10 protein-coding genes and 1 tRNA gene are annotated in these 16,950 nt (G+C 58.6%); 10 read left to right on the top strand and 1 reads right to left on the bottom strand.

From position 1 onward, the window contains the following. The first annotated feature begins 57 nt into the window (after nucleotides 1-57). The 4 genes from UM93_RS06565 (at nucleotide 58) to UM93_RS06550 (ending at nucleotide 7,065) form a co-directional block, all read left to right on the top strand. On the top strand, nucleotides 58-954 hold the full coding sequence (locus UM93_RS06565) for an NAD(P)-dependent oxidoreductase (RefSeq protein ID WP_052663657.1): 897 nt from the start codon (nucleotides 58-60) through the stop codon (nucleotides 952-954). Continuing rightward, nucleotides 954-1,691 carry a maleate cis-trans isomerase family protein gene (locus UM93_RS06560; RefSeq protein ID WP_045074513.1) on the top strand — a complete coding sequence of 246 codons (738 nt, stop codon included), beginning with the start codon at nucleotides 954-956 and terminating at the stop codon, nucleotides 1,689-1,691. Before UM93_RS06565 ends, UM93_RS06560 begins: the two co-directional genes overlap by 1 nt. 68 nt (nucleotides 1,692-1,759) lie before the next feature. Further along, entirely contained in the window at nucleotides 1,760-5,845 is a 4,086-nt protein-coding gene (locus tag UM93_RS06555; protein ID WP_045074510.1) for an amino acid adenylation domain-containing protein, read from the top strand. After that, the gene (locus tag UM93_RS06550; RefSeq protein ID WP_045074508.1) at nucleotides 5,845-7,065 is read left to right on the top strand and encodes an MFS transporter; all 1,221 of its coding nucleotides are present in this window, start codon (nucleotides 5,845-5,847) and stop codon (nucleotides 7,063-7,065) included. The genes UM93_RS06555 and UM93_RS06550 overlap by 1 nt, the downstream gene beginning before the upstream one ends. A gap of 217 nt (nucleotides 7,066-7,282) precedes the next feature. Here UM93_RS06550 and UM93_RS06545 read toward each other — a convergent pair. After that, nucleotides 7,283-7,355 (bottom strand) — tRNA-Lys (locus UM93_RS06545). Between the two features lie 247 nt (nucleotides 7,356-7,602). Between UM93_RS06545 and ilvD the strand changes: the two genes are divergently transcribed. The 6 genes from ilvD to UM93_RS06515 all read left to right on the top strand — a co-directional run bounded on the left by ilvD (nucleotide 7,603) and on the right by UM93_RS06515 (nucleotide 16,947). Continuing rightward, a complete protein-coding gene (ilvD, locus tag UM93_RS06540) occupies nucleotides 7,603-9,330 on the top strand; it encodes a dihydroxy-acid dehydratase (RefSeq protein ID WP_045074505.1) in 1,728 nt (575 codons plus the stop codon). Nucleotides 9,331-9,852: 522 nt separating this feature from the next. After that, complete coding sequence (locus UM93_RS06535; protein ID WP_045074503.1) at nucleotides 9,853-11,784, top strand: acetolactate synthase large subunit; 1,932 nt, start codon at nucleotides 9,853-9,855, stop codon at nucleotides 11,782-11,784. 2 nt (nucleotides 11,785-11,786) lie between these two features. Beyond that, nucleotides 11,787-12,299 carry an acetolactate synthase small subunit gene (gene ilvN / locus UM93_RS06530; RefSeq protein ID WP_045074501.1) on the top strand — a complete coding sequence of 171 codons (513 nt, stop codon included), beginning with the start codon at nucleotides 11,787-11,789 and terminating at the stop codon, nucleotides 12,297-12,299. A 61-nt stretch (nucleotides 12,300-12,360) separates the two neighbouring features. Then, nucleotides 12,361-13,386, top strand: coding sequence for a ketol-acid reductoisomerase (gene ilvC, locus UM93_RS06525; protein WP_045074499.1), 1,026 nt, complete (start codon nucleotides 12,361-12,363; stop codon nucleotides 13,384-13,386). Nucleotides 13,387-13,652: 266 nt separating this feature from the next. Beyond that, nucleotides 13,653-15,287: a phosphoglycerate dehydrogenase gene (gene serA, locus UM93_RS06520; protein WP_045074497.1), complete on the top strand. Its 1,635-nt coding sequence runs from the start codon at nucleotides 13,653-13,655 to the stop codon at nucleotides 15,285-15,287. Nucleotides 15,288-15,462: 175 nt separating this feature from the next. After that, the gene (locus UM93_RS06515) at nucleotides 15,463-16,947 is read left to right on the top strand and encodes an MFS transporter (RefSeq protein WP_157874112.1); all 1,485 of its coding nucleotides are present in this window, start codon (nucleotides 15,463-15,465) and stop codon (nucleotides 16,945-16,947) included. Nucleotides 16,948-16,950 lie beyond the last annotated feature (3 nt).

Genomic DNA, 16,950 nt, shown 5'->3' with positions numbered 1-16,950 from the left:
CCAAGGTGTTCTGGAACGATTATCCTCTTAACTGGACTGAACAGTACAGAAAGGTTAATGATGCAGGACACGGAAAACCCGAGGAAGATCGCAGTTCTCGGCACTGGTATTATCGGCGCTCCGATTGCCCGGAATTTACAGAAAGCGGGATACCAAGTTTCGGTGTGGAACCGCACCATAGCAAAGGCCGAAGGGCTTAAAGCTGACGGAATCACTGTTCATTCGGATCCTGCCGCGGCCGTTGAGGGAGCGGATTTTGTGCTGACCGTTCTGAAAGACGGGAATGCGGTGCTCGAGGCTTTGCAATCAGCCGAGGCGAAGCTCAAGGCCGAGGCGATTCTGGTGCAGATCAGCACCGTCGGACTGAAGGAAATAGCTCGCATTCAGGACTGGGCTGCTGAGCGAAAAATTGCCTTGGTGGATGCGCCGATTCTGGGCTCCAAGGCTCCGGCTGAAAATGCCCAATTGGTGGTGCTCGCGGCGGCGGAGGAATCACTGCACGACGCGGTCACACCGGTTTTCGAGGCGATAGCTAAAAAGACGCTCTGGGTGGGCGATCAACCAGGTGGGGCCAGCGCGTTGAAAGTCGTGGTGAACTCCTTCATTGGCGCGCTGACTCACGGCGTTGCCGAGGCAGCGAAATTAGCGGCAGCCCTCAACTTACCGCTTCAGCAACTTCAAGAGGCGATCAGTGGCGGACCGCTGGACTCACCATTTGTCAGCTCTAAGCTAGGCGCCATTGTGAATGACGACTTCGGCACCACCTTCAGCATTGATAATGCGCTCAAGGATGCTGGATTGGTCGAGGAAGCTGCTCAGCAGTCCGGAGCCTGGCTACCGGTGGCTGAAGCCAGCCAAGAACGTTACCGAGCGGCGAGCCAGTCCGGCTTGGGATCGCAAGACATGATTGCTAGCTACCTGGCCGAGCAGCTGTCACCGGCTAGTGGTATCTGATGCAGAACATTCGCGCCACTATCGGCTATGTGGTTCCCTCCACAAATACCACCGCCCAGCCTGAGATCGATGATTTGCGTCCACACAGGGTGACCAACCACATCTCGCGGATGACGATCAGAAACTCGTCAATGGTCAAGCAACCCGGCTTCGATCAAGTGCTCTCCGATATCCGAGCCTCGGCTACCCCTGCGATTGAATCGCTCAGTACCGCCAGCCCGGACATCATTGCGGTCGGAGTGTCCCCCGAAGGGTTCTGGGCGGGTAAGGAAAATCAGGACCGGGTGGTCGCTGAATTCGTGCAGGACGCGAAAGGCACTCCGGTACTCACCAGTGCAGATGCCTTCACCGCTGCCTTTAAAGCTCTGGATATCAGCCGAATTGCCGTGCTGACACCATACCTTGCGATTGGCGATACCACGGTTCAGCGTTACTTCGACGATATGGAGTACCAGGTGGTTGGCATCAGGGGGCTCGGCGCACAAACGCCTGCCTCGATTGGAGACATTAACTTCGATCAGCTCCGAGAGGCTACCTTGGCGGTCAATAGCGACGAGGTGCAAGCCATTGTGCAGGTCGGTACAAACATGCCGATGGCTCGTTTTGCTGCGGCGGCCGAAATCTTCCTCGGCAAGCCCGTGCTGTCTAATAACGTCGTGCTCTACTGGCACGCATTGCGGTCCCTAGGTATAAAGGACCAATTTTCATATTGGGGTTCACTTTTCGAAAAGCACTGATCGCTCATCCTGAGCGACCAGGTACTGAGCAATAATCACCATCCCCTTCTCACACTGGACGGCTTCCAATGTTGTGCTCTGAATTGACTCCTTCTTCGTCACCTCTTATTAATTCCTTTCTCAGCCGCCTCTCCGGGCAACCAAACGCGACCGCAGTGGTCACCGCATCATCGCAGTGGAGCTATCACGAGCTCGGACGCGCGGTCTCGGCGCTTCAGCTTGAACTGGCTGCGGCTGGCGCCCATACGGTGGGACTTTACGCCACACCTTCAGCTGAGCTGGTTGCCAGCGCTTGGGCGTGCCTGAGCAGCGGAGTACCCTACGTTCCGCTGGCTCCTACTTATCCCGATGAACGACTCAGGTACATGGTGGAGGACGCGGGGGTGGACGCCGTGCTGGTCCCCGAACAATTGGCCGATGAAGCCACCGCTATCCTGGGCGACCTAGGCTTGAGCATTCTCAGGGTGCCTGATTCGCATCAGCTTGCCGAAATTGCCGTTGACCGACCAGTGCAGAACCTGGCTGTTATCGACTCCTTGGCATATGTGCTTTACACCTCGGGTTCGACCGGTCATCCCAAAGGGGTGGAAGTCTCTCATCGGGCGCTGGCTCACCAAATGGCCTGGATCAACACCGAGTTGGAGCTGAACTCTCAGGCCAGAATTATTCATAAGACCCCGATCAGTTTCGATGCCGCGCAGTGGGAATTGCTAGCGAACGCCACCGGCGCGACGCTGGTCGCAGCGGGCGCCGAGGCATATCGTGATCCCTTCGAACTGCTGGCCACCATCAAGGAACATGGGGTAAGCCACCTGCAGGCCGTACCAACCTTGCTGCAGGCTTTGAGCGAAGATGAAGATTTCGCTCAAAGCGGGCTGAGTTACCTTTGCAGCGGGGGAGAGGCGCTACCGGTCAAGCTGGCGGCTACCTTGCAGAGCCAGCTACCGCAAGCTGCCATTGTCAACCTTTACGGCCCGACCGAAGCCACTATCAATGCCGCCTTCCATCGTTTTGACGCTGAGCGCGATACCGCGACAAAGAGTTCAACCGTAGCGATCGGCCAGCCGGTGCCAGGCTTGCGATTCGTCTTGCTTGATGAAAATGCTGGTCTCAGCGATCAGCTCACGGGGGAATTGGCCATCGCCGGGCCGCAGCTCGCCGAAGGGTACCGAAATCGACCAGAACAGACTGAGCAGCGCTTCGTTGAACTCGAGTTTGAAGGGGAGTCGGTGCGGTTTTACCGAACCGGTGACCTGGTCGGTCGGCGCGGCTCAGAATATTTCTTCAAAGGCCGCAATGACGACCAGGTGAAAGTTCGCGGGCATCGCATTGAACTGGGAGAGATCGCTGAAACTGTACGGCATCATGACTGGGTTCGGCACGCCGAAGTAATGGTGGCGAAGAACCCAGAAAGCGGTGATCCCCGTTTGGTTGCTTATGTGGAATTGAATCCGCATGAAGCTGCCCTGATGGACCAGGGTGTGCACGGCGATCATCACCAGTCCAAATCCAGTCGAGTGCAGGTCAAAGCCCAGCTTTCCGGGCTCGGCGTGAGAAAAGATTTCAACGATCCCGGGCTGGCTTTGCCGGTCAGTGTGAAAGCGGAGCAAGAACTCCGTCAACTGGCTTTTGCCAGAAAAACCTATCGGCATTACCAAGCGGAGCGAGCTGATCGGCAGCAGCTTCAGGCCCTTGCGGAACTGGTCCGGAAGCCGCGAGAACTGGTTGAAGAGTTCCCAGCAGGATGGAATCGGCAGACCCTGGGGTTCCTTTGCCGCTCGCTAACTCGTTTTGAAAGCGATACTCGGCTGTTGCCCAAATACGCCTACGCCTCTCCGGGGGCACTGTACGGCGTCCAGGTCTTCCTGGGGATTTCCGGACTCGAAGACATCGCTGATGGTACTTACTACCTCAACCCCTCCAGCGACCGCTTGCAACGCGTCGCAGACCATTACGGACCGCGCTCTGGAGTGGAAGTGATCTTAATCGGGCAGCGTTCGGTGATCACCTCCGTCTATAGTACGAATGTCGACGAGGTGCTCAACTTCGAGGCCGGTCATCTGCTCGGTTTATTGGACACCGTGGCACCGGCCACCGGGCACCGACTGACGGCTCGCGAAAACATTGCGGTTGATCTTGAGCAACTGCTGATCCCCGATCAGCAGGACTACATAGCAATTGGCAGCTGGTTCTTAACCAACACCGAACAGCTCGCTGATCGGCTGCTGGCGGTGGAAGTGAAGGTCGAGGTGCTGGGCGATGCTGAAGCTGAAAAGGGCGTCTATCAGCCCAGCGGAAATGGTCTGGTTCAGCTCACTGGCAGTCAGCTGATTCGGCGAAAAGATGTCATCGCGATTAACCAGAGCATTTACCAGCAAGCCAGTTTCGGGTTGATTCTGCATGCCGGACAAGAACCAGAGCACTATGTCTCATTGGGCCGTGCCCTGCAACGAGCGGAAATGAATAAGCTCAACCTTGGACTGATGTCCTCTGGTTACTCTTCGCTGAGCGGTAGGGATCTAGCCACCGCGCGGCGGATCAAAGCATTTATGCAGAACGATGCGATCTCTTCCTACTTCGCGGTCGGTGGGGTGATTTCTGATCATCAGATAGCTCATCAGGGCATGGATGAAGATGCCGTACATATGCGAGGGCCGGCCGAGATCATTGCCGCAGATATTGCCAATATGTTGCCGCACTACATGGTGCCGGACGCGATTCGGATCAGACGGGAACTGCCCAGGCTGCCCAACGGAAAGATCGACCGGAAGAAAATTGAAGCCGAAGAGAAGGAGCAGAGCGCTAGCTGGCAGGCTAGCGAATTCATCGCACCGAGATCGTCCGGTGAAGAGGAGATCGCCCAGATCTGGGCTGAATTACTCGGTCGTGAGCAGGTCTCGGTAGAAGAGTCATTCTTCTCGCTGGGAGGCAGTTCGCTGACCGCCGCTCAACTAGTCCAGGCGTTCAAGAAGCGGCTGGGGTTCAGCATGCCGATCCAGAACGTGTTTGAGGATGACACAGTGGCCAAGCAGGCTGCCGCCCGGGCTAAGCATGGCGCCCAGGCTAAGAGCGCCAGGGTTGTTTCATTGGCTCCCAGCTCGGGGCAGCGTGTTCACCTCTGGCCCGGCCTGGGTGGCTACCCGATGAACCTTCGTCGGCTGGCCTTGCTACTGGCCGAAAAAGGCTTTGACTGCTTCGGCGTTCAGGCAACAGGGCTTAATGAGGGCGAACTTGTCGATACCTCGATTCAGCAGATGGCGGCCCAGGACATTGCCGAGATAAAACGTCGACAGCATGAAGGCCCCTACACCCTGATTGGCTACTCCTTCGGGGCGCGGGTCGCCTTTGAAGTGGCTTATCAGCTTGAGCAAGCCGGTGATCGGGTGGCTGCCCTGATATTGCTGGCTCCCGGCCAGCCTGATACTGGCGCGGTGGCGTTGAATCCGGAGGCCGAAGGACCCTACCAAGACGCCCGATTTATCCGCTTGCTGTACTCGGTGTTCTTCTCTCGCGCCGATGGAGAGGAAGTGGAAGAGGTGGTGGCAAATACCACCGATAAGCACAGTTTCCTCGCCGCGATCAGCGCTTCGCTGACCCTTGATCATGAACTGGCTTACCGAATCATCGATCTGGTCGAAAAGTCCTACTCCTTCGAGTACACCTTCAAAGAACTCTCCGAACGCAAGGTCGAAGTGCCGGTGACCTTGTTCAGGGCGGTTGAAGACGACGATTCGTTCTTAGAAGGACTGGTCACCGAAGTGAAGCTCAAGAGTAAGAAACTTCACGATAACCACTATCAGATCCTGCAAGAACCCTATGTCCAAGCCACTGCCGACTCAGTACTCCAAGAACTGAGCGGCCAGCCAGCAGAGTCTCCCACCAAGAAAGCAAAGAGTATGCCGCATATCACCGTGCAACATTTTCCCACCGCGTTCTCTCAAGATAGCCGGAAGGAATTCATCGACAAGCTCACCATCCTGATTGAGGAAACCTTCACCGTAGAGAGCGGCGCGGTGTCAATCACCATGGAATCGGTGGAGCAAAGCCGGTGGATGTTAGAGGTTTATGGACCAAATATTCAGGCAGCCAAGGGCGACTTGGTGAAACAGCCGGAATACGGTCCCTTGGCCCATCAGCCGGAGGGGGCAAAATAATGACCACCACGGTTACGCGCGCGGCAACCTTTCCGCTACTGGGCCTTCTATCGTTCACGGTCAGTGGCTTCCTGACCATTATGACCGAGAATATGCCCTCCGGTTTGTTGCCGGAGATCAGCAGGGATCTCGGTGTTTCTGAAGGTCTGGCCGGGCAATTACTGACACTTTATGCACTTGGCTCGGTGCTGGCGGCAATTCCGGTGGTGACAGCAACACGTCGCTGGGACCGTCGCCCGCTACTCTTAGGCACCATTGCCGCGCTCTTCATTTTCAACTCAATTACGGCTTTCTCAGGCAGCTACCTACTGACCATGGGAGCCCGATTTATCGCTGGTATGGCCGCAGGGGTGATCTGGGGTGTGCTGGCAGGCTACGCCCGACGCATGGTGCCGGTTGAGCAACAGGGCAAGGCGATGGCGGTCGTCGGCGTTGGTCAGCCGATCGCGCTATGTCTTGGGGTGCCGATTGGTGCCTGGCTCGGCAGTTTCCTCGACTGGCGAGGCGTGTTCTGGGTGATGTCAGGCATTGCCGCATTGCTATTCATCTGGATATTGGCGGTGGTTCCTAATGTGCCCGGTCAGCAAGGGGAGGGGCAGCGCTCGGTGCTCCAGGTGCTCCGGATTCCTGGTCTGGTTCCAGTGCTCAGCGTGATCTTTTTGTGGATCTTGGCTCATAACGTGCTCTATACCTACATCGCGCCCTTTGCAGAAGCAACCGGAATCGGAGCCAAAAATACCGGAATACTTCTCGCCGTCTTCGGCATCTCATCGGTGATCGGGGTTTGGCTGGTGGGTTGGAAAGTGGACGCCGCGCTGCGTCTGCTGTCAATTATTTCGCTGGCGGGCTTCACAGTGGCGGCACTCGTGCTGGCCTTCGCGGTGCACTCCGCGCCAGTGGCTTTTATTAGCATCGCTCTGTGGGGACTGACCTTCGGTGGTGCCCCCACTATTTTGCAGACCGCTACGGCCGATATTGGCGGTGCCGACGCGGATGTGGCGTTGTCAATGTTGGTTACCGTCTTTAATCTTGCGGTTGCCGGTGGCGGCTTGCTCGGTGGTCTACTGCTTGAACCGCTCGGTGTGCTCAGCTTCCCGTGGATATTGACGGGTCTGGCCATTCTCGCCCTGCTCGTCGTGCTCGCGAGTAAGAAGGGCTTCCGGCCGGGGCATCGGAATCAGCACACCGCAGTGATCGAGGTGCCAGTTGACGTCGGCTAGCTAGTTATTTCGGGTGGGGTGGGTCAGCTGTGTCAAGGCTGGCCCACCCTAGCTGTTTAACTTCTCTCGTAGGAAGCTGAGAGGCCGGTTCTGGGGCCCCCGCCGAGCCGAGGACTGGGTGGTTCGTTTGCAGGTGACCGGATAATTATTCGACTCACAAATTCGCGTCTTAAACAAAAGGTCCTCACCGCCTGCAGGCGGTGAGGACCTTCTTCTGTGCACCCCCCGGGACTCGAACCCGGAACCCATTGATTAAGAGTCAATTGCTCTGCCAGTTGAGCTAGAGGTGCAACTACTTTGCGCTTCTTTCATCACCTTCAGGAAGATAAATCTGCGATTCGCGACGACATGTAATGCTACATGGTTTTGTGGTGACTGTGAAATTGAGTGGTGAGCATCACGGCGCGCCGGGAACTGCTAGGTGGAACCTGCCCGGATATATGCTCATTCCGGCATGCTCAGAACCCTTGATGACTAATGCTCGTCATGAACGCGCCTTGGTTCGCTCGTCGCCGGGCGCAGTCTTAGACTCTGCTTATGAGCGTGGAAACAGCCAAGACAGAATCCAAAACAGATCAGCCAGATATCAAGCCCCGCAGCCGCGTCGTCACCGACGGCATCGCTGCTGCCCCGGCACGAGGGATGCTTCGCGCCGTTGGCTTCGGGGATGAAGACTTTGCGAAACCTCAAATTGGCGTGGCCAGCTCCTGGAACGAAATTACCCCCTGCAACCTCTCGCTCAACCGACTCGCTCAGGGCGCCAAAGAGGGCGTGCACTCCGGCGGCGGTTTCCCGATGCAGTTCGGTACTATTTCGGTCTCCGATGGCATCTCGATGGGGCACGAAGGCATGCACTTCTCTCTGGTCTCGCGGGAAGTTATTGCCGACTCAGTAGAGACGGTGATGATGGCGGAGCGGATCGACGGCTCCGTGCTGCTCGCGGGTTGCGATAAGTCGCTCCCGGGCATGTTGATGGCCGCGGCTCGGCTCGACCTGGCCAGTGTTTTCCTTTACGCCGGCTCGATTATGCCCGGCTGGGTAAAGCTTGAGGACGGCACTGAGAAGGACGTCACCTTGATCGACGCCTTTGAAGCGGTTGGCGCTTGTGCTGCCGGAAAGATGTCGCTGGGCGACTTGGACCGGATTGAACGCGCGATCTGTCCGGGCGAAGGCGCCTGCGGCGGCATGTACACCGCGAACACGATGGCAGCAATTGGCGAAGCGCTTGGCATGTCCTTGCCCGGCTCAGCCGCACCGCCCAGCGCCGACCGACGTCGCGATTCCTATGCGCACAAGTCCGGCGAAGCGGTAGTGAACCTGCTGCGACTCGGCATCACCGCCCGCGACATTATGACCAAAAAGGCTTTCGAGAACGCCATCGCGGTCACGATGGCTTTTGGTGGCTCCACCAACGCGGTGCTTCACCTGCTAGCAATTGCTCGCGAGGCTGAGGTTGATTTACAGCTTGAAGACTTCAACCGGATCGGCGACAAGATCCCGCACCTGGGTGATTTGAAACCCTTCGGACGGTACGTGATGAACGATGTCGATCGGGTGGGCGGCGTGCCGGTGATCATGAAAGCGCTGCTCGACGCTGGCTTACTGCACGGGGATGCGCTCACCGTGACCGGTAAGACGCTGGCCGAGAACCTGGCCGAGATCAACCCGCCGGACCTAGACGGCAAGATTTTGCGGGCGCTGGATAACCCGATCCATAAGACCGGCGGTTTGAGCGTGCTGAAGGGCTCGCTGGCTCCCGACGGTGCGGTGGTGAAAACTGCCGGCTTCGACGCCGAGGTCTTTGAAGGACCGGCGCGCGTCTTCGAACGTGAGCAGGGTGCCCTGGAGGCGCTCAAAGCGGGGGAGATCCAAGCGGGCGACGTGGTGGTAATCCGCTATGAGGGGCCAAAGGGTGGTCCCGGGATGCGCGAAATGCTCGCCATTACCGGCGCGATCAAGGGTGCCGGTCTGGGCAAGGACGTTTTGCTTTTGACCGATGGACGTTTTTCTGGGGGAACCACCGGTCTGTGCATCGGGCACGTTGCCCCGGAAGCGGTCGACGGCGGACCTATCGCGTTCGTCCAGGACGGTGACCGGATTCGGGTGGATATTCCGAATAAGAGCTTTGACCTGCTGGTTGACCAGGCCGAACTGGATGCCCGCAAGGAGGGCTGGCAGCCGCTGCCAGCGAAGTTCAGCAAGGGTGTGCTGGCCAAGTACGCCAAGCTGGTGCATTCGGCTTCCGAAGGCGCGGTCTGCGGCTAAACGCTTAAACAGCAGCACTAGATTGAGGCGGCAAAGTGGTGCGGAGATACTCCAGCACCACTTTGCCAGCTAAAAGTAGTGCCGCTGTTTAAGGAGCGGCCCAGGCCGCCGGAGTTCCCGGGGAGTGCTGGGGCATAAATGGGTGGCTCGAGGGTGATCTTGCAAGGTGACTCGAGGGTGATCTTGCTGAGGTGAAATCGGTGAACGTCCACTAACTGGACCCTCTGTCCATATAATGAGACGGAGGGGTGTCCAGTTGACACCTTTCTGGGGAGACGGAAAACTACAGGTATGCAGATCGGAATTCTTGTAGTCCTTACCAAGCGCGTGACGGCTTAGCCCACAAGGCCCACCGTCCCGACTGGTAACAGTCCGAGCTGCATAGCACGCGCAAACCCCTCGCAGAGCCCACCGGCTTGAGGGGTTTTTTCATTTTCATAGATTGTAGACGGAGCACCCTCCACCTGATGCGACACCGGATCACCGCCAAGCCAGCGGCGGTGAAAACGAAAGAAGAGTCTCATGAGTAAAAGCACGACCACCGGTCCGGCGGCGAAAGCCAGTCCGGCACTGATGGCCAATACGCACCAACCGGCGAAGTCAGGCGGTGCCACTGTCGCTGCCACTGTCAGCGAGAAGGCGGCAGTTACCAAGCTCAGCCCGGTCGCGTCCTCCTTGGTACAAGGGCCGAATAGGGTCATTGCTCCGGTTCAGATGATTGGCTCGCAGGCCATCGTGCGCTCCCTTGAGGAACTCGGCGTCGACGATATCTTCGGCCTGCCTGGCGGCGCTATCCTGCCGACTTACGATCCGTTAATGGCCTCGGAAATGAACCACGTACTGGTGCGTCATGAGCAGGGTGCCGGGCATGCCGCCGAAGGCTATGCCATGGTGACCGGCCGAGTCGGCGTCTGTATTGCAACGTCGGGTCCCGGTGCCACCAATTTGGTCACCGCCATTATGGATGCCCATATGGACTCGGTGCCCTTGGTTGCGATCACCGGTCAGGTGGCTTCTGGAGTGATCGGCACCGACGCCTTCCAGGAAGCTGACATTGTCGGTATCACCATGCCGATCACTAAGCACTCCTACTTAGTCACTGATCCCAATGACATTCCCCGGGTGCTGGCGGAAGCTTTTCACTTAGCATCCACCGGGCGCCCTGGTCCCGTGCTGGTGGATATCGCTAAGGATGCCCAGCAAGGGCCGATGACTTTCTCCTGGCCGCCCACCATTGACCTGCCTGGCTATCACCCGGTGTTCCGCGGCCACTCAAAGCAGTTGCGTGAAGCCGCCCGACTGATCGCCTCGTCGAAGAAGCCCGTGCTCTATGTTGGCGGCGGTGTGATCAAGGGGCACGCCTCCGCTGAACTGCTGGACCTGGCTGAGCTCACCAACGCACCCGTGGTCACCACGCTGATGGCTCGCGGTGCTTTCCCTGATTCGCATCAACAGCATGTCGGGATGCCGGGCATGCACGGGGCGGTGTCGGCAGTCACGGCGCTACAGCAGGCCGATCTGCTGATTACTCTAGGTGCTCGTTTCGATGACCGGGTGACCGGGATTCTGGCCAGCTTTGCTCCCGGCGCGAAGGTCATTCACGCAGACATCGATCCGGCCGAGATTTCCAAGAATCGCACCGCCGATGTGCCGATTGTCGGCTCTGTGAAGGAGATCATTCCTGATCTCTCCGAGGCGGTGCGCGCTGAGTTTGCCGAGGCCGGCAGCCCCGACCTCACCGAGTGGTGGGCCTTCCTGAATAACCTGCGGGAAACCTACCCGCTGGGCTGGACCGAACCCGACGATGGCCTGACCTCTCCGCAGAAGGTGATCCAGCGAATTGGCGCACTGACCGGGCCCGAGGGAGTCTACGTTGCTGGCGTTGGTCAGCATCAAATGTGGGCTGCCCAGTTCATTAACTACGAGCGTCCGCATTCCTGGCTGAACTCCGGTGGCGCTGGCACCATGGGCTATTCGGTGCCAGCCGCAATGGGTGCCAAGGTCGGCAACCCTGACCGAGTGGTCTGGGCGATTGACGGCGATGGTTGCTTCCAGATGACCAATCAGGAACTCGCTACCTGCCGGATCAATAACATCCCGATCAAGGTCGCGGTGATCAATAACTCTTCACTCGGCATGGTGCGGCAATGGCAGACCCTGTTCTATGAGGGCCGCTATTCCAATACCGATCTGAATACGGGTCACGCCACTATTCGAGTACCCGATTTCGTCAAACTGGCCGAAGCTTATGACTGTGTTGGCTTGCGTTGCGAACGCGAAGAAGATATCGACGCCACCATTCAGAAAGCTCTGGAGATCAATGATCGGCCGGTGGTGATTGACTTCGTAGTCAGCCCGAACTCGATGGTCTGGCCGATGGTGCCTTCCGGAGTCAGCAACGATCAGATTCAGGTTGCTCGCAATCTGACCCCGCAGTGGGAAGAGGAGGACTAAACATGTCGCGCCATACCCTTTCCGTTTTGGTTGAAGACAAGCCCGGCGTGCTGACCAGGGTTTCCAGCCTGTTCGCCCGCCGCGCCTTCAACATCAACTCGCTCGCCGTCGGCCCCACCGAGGTCACCGGGGTCTCCCGGATCACCGTGGTGGTGGAAGCCGAAGGAGATTTGATCGAACAGGTCACCAAACAACTGAACAAACTAGTCAATGTGATCAAAATCGTTGAACTGGTTTCGGATTCCTCCGTGCAACGCGACCACATCCTGGTCAAAGTACGCGCGGATGCGGCAACCCGGCTGCAGGTCACCCAAGCTGCAGATTTGTTCCGCGCCGCGGTAGTGGATGTATCCCAGGATTCACTTATTATCGAGGCCACCGGCCACCCCGAAAAGCTCACAGCACTGCTCAATGTGCTGGAGCCCTTCGGCGTCCGGGAAATCGTGCAATCCGGCACGCTGGCGATTGGTCGAGGCGCTCGTTCGATGAGCGAACGCGCCCTCCGCAGCGCCTAACCCCGTAATCTGAGAAATATCAACGACATTCTTTTGATGTCTATACCAAGGAGTATCTAACGTGACTGAGTTGTTCTATGACGACGACGCCGATCTGTCCATCATCCAGGGTCGCACCGTCGCCGTCATCGGCTACGGAAGCCAAGGCCACGCCCACGCGCTCAGCTTGCGCGATTCCGGCGTGGACGTGCGAGTCGGCCTGGCCGAGGGATCAAAGTCCCGGGCAAAGGCCGAAGCCGAAGGTCTGCGGGTACTCAATGTGGCTGAGGCAGTAGCCGAGGCTGATCTGATTATGGTGCTCACCCCGGATCAGGTGCAGCGACACGTTTACGCGGAGTCGATTGAAGCCAATCTGCAGGCCGGAGACGCGCTGTTCTTCGGACATGGCTTCAATATCCGTTATGGCTACATCAAACCTCCGGCCGACGTCGATGTCGCTCTGGTCGCGCCCAAGGGTCCGGGGCACATTGTGCGCCGCGAGTTCGAAGCTGGCCGTGGCGTGCCGGATCTGATTGCGGTCGAGCAGGACCCCTCAGGCAACGCTAGGGCGTTGGCGCTTTCCTACGCCAAGGCCATTGGTGGCACCCGTGCCGGCGTGATTGAGACCACCTTTACCGAGGAGACCGAAACCGATCTCTTTGGCGAGCAGGCGGTGCTCTGTGGTGGTGCTTCGCAGCTCATCCAGTACGGTTTCGAAACCCTGACCGAAGCGGGTTACAAGCCCGAGGTCGCCTACTTCGAGGTGCTGCACGAGCTCAAGCTGATCGTCGACCTAATGGTCGAGGGCGGCATCGCCAAGCAGCGTTGGAGCGTCTCCGACACCGCCGAATACGGTGACTACGTTTCCGGGCCGCGGGTGATCGATCCGCACGTCAAGGAAAACATGAAGGCAGTGCTCAAAGACATCCAGGACGGCACCTTCGCGAAGCGTTTCATCGACGATCAGGATGCCGGTGCCCCCGAGTTCAAGGCGCTGCGGCTCAAGGGCGAACAACACCCGATCGAGACCACCGGTCGCGAGCTGCGCAAGCTGTTCTCCTGGATCAAGAACGAGGACGACTACACCGAAGGCTCGGTAGCCCGCTGACGAGTGGGACGCTCCCACAGTGTCGACTACGTCGCCACGGTGGGGCCCTCGCGTCCCACTCTGTTCGCGAACCGCCCCTTCCGGTGAATTCGTGGGTGGTTCTCGGATTCGCCTGTAAAAACACGCGAATCCGCGAGGCACCCCGAACTCGCGAAGAAGTGAATGTACGACGGCGATGAGGCCGAGCTCACGTAATAGTGTGGGCTCGGCCTTCGCTGTATCAATAGACTGCTGATATCCCGACCGACTGATCCCGAGGAATCCCCGTGACTGCTAAGCCCGTAGTGTTGCTCGCCGAAGAACTTTCCCCCGCGACCGTCGAAGCCCTCGGCCCGGATTTTGAGATCCGTCAGACCGACGGTGCGGACCGTGCGCAATTGCTTTCCGCGATTACCGACGTCGACGCTATTCTGGTGCGCTCCGCCACCCAGGTCGATGCTGAAGCCATCGCTGCCGCTAAGAAGCTCAGGGTGATCGCCCGGGCCGGCGTCGGCCTCGACAATGTCGACATCAAAGCCGCCACTCAGGCTGGGGTGATGGTGGTCAATGCACCGACCTCTAATATCGTTTCCGCTGCCGAACTCACGGTGGGGCACATCCTGAGCTTGGCTCGGCATATCCCGGCGGCCAGCTCGGCGCTCAAAGCGGGGGAGTGGAAACGCTCCAAATACACCGGCACCGAGCTGTATGAGAAGAAGATCGGCATTATCGGCCTGGGCCGGATCGGTGCCCTGATTGCTGCCCGATTGCAAGCCTTTGAGACCCAGATTCTGGCTTACGATCCCTATGTCACCAGTGCCCGGGCAGCTCAGCTCGGCGTGCAGCTAGTCACCCTCGACGAGTTGCTCGAACAGTCGGACTTCATCACCATCCACATGCCAAAGACGCCAGAGACCGTGGGGATGATTGGACCCGAGGCCTTCAAGAAGATGAAGAACAGCGCCTATGTGGTGAACGTGGCGCGTGGCGGTCTGATCGACGAATCTGCGCTCTATGATGCGCTGCAAACAGGCGAGATCGCGGGCGCGGGCATCGACGTTTTCGTGAAAGAACCGTCCACTGATCTGCCCTTCTTCGGCCTGGATAATGTCGTTGTCACCCCCCACCTGGGAGCTTCCACCGATGAAGCTCAGGAGAAGGCGGGTGTTTCGGTGGCGAAATCCGTGCGTCTGGCCTTAGCAGGCGAGTTGGTGCCGGACGCCGTGAACGTGGCGGGTGGCGTGATCGATAAAGACGTCCGTCCGGGCATCCCACTGATCGAAAAGCTCGGTCGAGTCTTTACCGCCCTGACCCATGCTTCGGTAACCCAGATCGACGTCGAGGTGGCCGGTGAAATCGCTGTTAAGGACGTCAAGGCGCTCGAATTGGCGGCGCTCAAGGGCGTTTTCACCGATGTGGTGAGCGAACAAGTCTCCTATGTGAACGCTCCGGTACTGGCCGAGCAGCGTGGCATCAACGTGAGGCTGATCACCACCGAAGAAGCCACCGATTACCGCAATGTGCTGACCCTGCGCGGCGCTCTTTCGGACGGTTCGCAAATCTCGGTTTCCGGCACGCTGACCGGGCCCAAGCAAATCGAGAAACTGGTCGGCGTGAATGGTTACGACGTCGAAATCCCGATCAGCGATCATTTGATCGTGCTGATCTACCAGGACCGCCCCGGTGTGGTCGGCACGGTCGGTGGCATTCTTGCTGAGAACGGTATCAACATCGCCGGGATGCAGGTGTCCCGGGCCGCTGACGCCAATTCAACGAGTTCGATTAGTTCGACGGGATCTGCTGCGGGCCGTCAGGTGCTCTGCCTGCTCACCGTGGATAGCGCGGTTCCGCAAGCTGTGCTTGACACCGTGCGGGCCTCGATTGAGGCCAGTACCGCACGCGAGGTTGACCTGGAAGGGTAGGTAGACAGTCCCAGCTCTCTAACTGCCCGGTGTACCGCCAGAAGATAGCGGTCCGCCGGGCAGTTGTTTGTTTTGGTGGATTTTTGCCATCCCGCGGCTAAGACATAATAGTTCGACCGTGAGCGAATCATTCCGGTTGCAGACTTGACTGAGAAGCAATCAGCAAGGAGAGCTAATGCACCCCACCGGGCCCACGCCGCAAGGACAATCAAGTCCAATAGACACGTCAAATCTGACAAATACCGCAGCTACGGCGCGGCAAAATTGGTTCGCGTTGATTGCGCTCTCGCTGGCCTTTGCGCTGATTCAGTTGGACGCCTCTATTGTCACCATTGCGCTGAGCGCCATCCGGCATGATCTGGGTGGGGATGTGAGTGCGATGCAGTGGGTGGTTGATGGTTACACAGTGCCCTTTGCCGCCTTTATGCTGACCGCTGGCTCCTTGGGCGACCGAATCGGACACCGAAAACTTTGCCTGAGCGGCATAGTGCTCTTCACCCTAGCCTCGGTGCTTTGCGCACTTGCTCCGCAACTCGGTTGGCTGATCGCCGGCAGAGTGTTCCAGGGCCTCGGGGCAGCGGTGTTGCTACCTTCGTCGCTGGCCCTAGTAAGTCGGCTCTTTCCGGAGCCAGCCGCACGAGCCAGGGCCCTGGGCGTCTGGGGTGGGGTGGCGAGCGTGGGATTCGCGGCCGGCCCGCTGCTCGGCGGACTGCTGCTGAGTAGCTTCTCTTGGCAGTCGATTTTCTGGCTGAATATCCCGATTGCGCTGCTGATTGGGCTGGTTATTCGCTTGCTCGCGGCAGAGTCACCGGCACAGCAACGCCCCTTAGATCTGTTAGGTGCATTATTGGGCGTGCTGATGCTGGCGGCGCTGACTGCAGGCATCATCGAAACCAGCCACGGCGACTTGCTTTACTATTTGCTCCCGCTACTTGTCGCGGTCGTACTGGGGTATTTCTTCATCCAACGCGAGCGACGCCCAGCAGCGATGTTGCCACTGAAGATCTTTTCGTCTGCAACGTTTAGTTGGGCTATTGGCGTCGGCTTCTTATTCAACTTCTGTATTTACGGCACTCTGCTTTGTGCCACTTTGGTCTTACAGAGCGTGCTCGGGCTAACCGGGATAGCTAGCGGTTTGGCTGTTTTCCCGCTCGCCGTGGTGGTCTGTTTCGGGGCTCCGGCTAGCGGCTTCCTGGCCGCTCGCTTCGGCCCGCGGATCCCGATGCTCTTAGGTTTCTGTTCCGGAATTATCGGCGCTCTCATCGTGTTGCTGGCCGGACTGAACGGATCGATTCCGCTCCTTATGGTCGGCATGGGTGTGCTGGGATTGTGTTCCTTGGCGATGCCCGCGATGACTTCGGTGGCGCTCTACTCGGCTCCCCACCAGCACCGTGGTTTGGCCAGCGGGGTGTTGAACACTTCCCGTCAGATGGGCGGCGCCATCGGTATTGCGGTGCTGGGTGCCGTGCTAGGCAGCCGTCCGGACAGTACGGCGATTCTGGTGCCGCTAATGATCATTGTTGCGGGTTGTTATCTGCTCGCAGTGGTGGGCACCTGGTTCGCCACCGCCGCGCGGCCCAGCACCTTCCGGCCCGGCTTGGCTGGACCGGAAGGACCGGATCATCACGGTGCCGCCAGTGTGGTCGCGGAGCTAAAGTGAGGA

The sequence above is a fragment of the Psychromicrobium lacuslunae genome (assembly GCF_000950575.1).
Taxonomy (GTDB): Bacteria; Actinomycetota; Actinomycetes; order Actinomycetales; family Micrococcaceae; genus Renibacterium; species Renibacterium lacuslunae.
This window is presented reverse-complemented; position numbering and strand designations above follow the sequence as displayed.

Bases quoted from the DNA above. Each gene is read 5' to 3' on its own strand.
- UM93_RS06565 (WP_052663657.1), top strand. From the start codon at position 58: ATGATGCAGGACACGGAAAACCCGAGGAAGATCGCAGTTCTCGGCACT.
- UM93_RS06560 (WP_045074513.1), top strand. From the start codon at position 954: ATGCAGAACATTCGCGCCACTATCGGCTATGTGGTTCCCTCCACAAAT.
- UM93_RS06555 (WP_045074510.1), top strand. From the start codon at position 1,760: ATGTTGTGCTCTGAATTGACTCCTTCTTCGTCACCTCTTATTAATTCC.
- UM93_RS06550 (WP_045074508.1), top strand. From the start codon at position 5,845: ATGACCACCACGGTTACGCGCGCGGCAACCTTTCCGCTACTGGGCCTT.
- ilvD (WP_045074505.1), top strand. From the start codon at position 7,603: ATGAGCGTGGAAACAGCCAAGACAGAATCCAAAACAGATCAGCCAGAT.
- UM93_RS06535 (WP_045074503.1), top strand. From the start codon at position 9,853: ATGAGTAAAAGCACGACCACCGGTCCGGCGGCGAAAGCCAGTCCGGCA.
- ilvN (WP_045074501.1), top strand. From the start codon at position 11,787: ATGTCGCGCCATACCCTTTCCGTTTTGGTTGAAGACAAGCCCGGCGTG.
- UM93_RS06515 (WP_157874112.1), top strand. From the start codon at position 15,463: ATGCACCCCACCGGGCCCACGCCGCAAGGACAATCAAGTCCAATAGAC.